Here is a 1,365-nt window from a genome sequence, read left to right as displayed (position 1 = left end):
AGTGGCGTGATCTAGACCCGAAGCGGAGTGATCTACCCATGGCCAGGTTGAAGCGACGGTAAGACGTCGTGGAGGACCGAACCCACCTAGGTTGAAAACTGGGGGGATGAGCTGTGGGTAGGGGTGAAAGGCCAATCAAACTCCGTGATAGCTGGTTCTCCCCGAAATGCATTTAGGTGCAGCGTTGCGTGTTTCTTGCTGGAGGTAGAGCTACTGGATGGCAGATGGGCCCTACCAGGTTACTGACGTCAGCCAAACTCCGAATGCCGGTAAGTGAGAGCGCAGCAGTGAGTCTATGGGGGATAAGCTTCATAGTCGAGAGGGAAACAGCCCAGACCACCAACTAAGGCCCCTAAGCGTGTGCTAAGTGGGAAAGGATGTGGAGTTGCGAAGACAACCAGGAGGTTGGCTTAGAAGCAGCCATCCTTGAAAGAGTGCGTAATAGCTCACTGGTCAAGTGATTCCGCGCCGATAATGTAGCGGGGCTCAAGTACACCGCCGAAGTTGTGGCATTCACATAAGACCCAAGCATGGAGGCTTTGTTTCTTCGTGTTCAGGGGTGTGGATGGGTAGGGGAGCGTCGTGCCGGCAGTGAAGCCGCGGTGTAAACCAGTGGTGGAGGCGGCACGAGTGAGAATGCAGGCATGAGTAGCGAAAGACGGGTGGGAAACCCGTCCGCCGAATGATCAAGGGTTCCAGGGTCAAGCTAATCTGCCCTGGGTAAGTCGGGGCCTAAGGCGAGGCCGACAGGCGTAGTCGATGGATAACGGGTTGATATTCCCGTACCGGCGAAGGACCGTCCATACTGATCTGGTGATGCTAACCGTCCGCGCTGTTGCCGGTGGCCTTTTGGGTCGCTGGTGGTGGTGTGCGCGGGATCCGATCCGGGGAGGTAAGCGTATTAACAGGTGTGACGCAGGAAGGTAGCCGGGCCGGGCGATGGTTGTCCCGGTCTAAGGATGTAGGGTCGCAGATTGGCAAATCCGTCTGCGTGTGTTGGATCACGTGCCTGAGATCTGATGGGACCCCCGTATTGGGGGGATCCGGTGATCCTATGCTGCCGAGAAAAGCATCGACGCGAGGTTCGAGTTGCCCGTACCCGAAACCGACACAGGTGATCAGGTAGAGAATACCAAGGCGATCGAGAGAATTATGGTTAAGGAACTCGGCAAAATGCCCCCGTAACTTCGGGAGAAGGGGGGCCTGCCCCGTGACGGAGACTGTGCTCTCCTATGAGCGGGTGTGGGCCGCAGAGACCAGGGGGAAGCGACTGTTTACTAAAAACACAGGTCCGTGCGAAGTCGCAAGACGATGTATACGGACTGACTCCTGCCCGGTGCTGGAAGGTTAAGAGGACTGGTTAGC

1 rRNA gene is annotated in these 1,365 nt (G+C 56.8%); it reads left to right on the top strand.

Going from position 1 to position 1,365, the window contains the following annotated elements:
* A 23S ribosomal RNA gene (locus H535_RS0121630) occupies nucleotides 1–1,365 on the top strand; the annotation flags it as partial.

Source organism: Arthrobacter castelli DSM 16402, assembly GCF_000430705.1.
GTDB classification, from domain to species: Bacteria; Actinomycetota; Actinomycetes; order Actinomycetales; family Micrococcaceae; genus Arthrobacter_C; species Arthrobacter_C castelli.
Note: the sequence above shows the minus strand (reverse complement) of the source record. Positions and strands in the feature narration are given on the sequence as shown.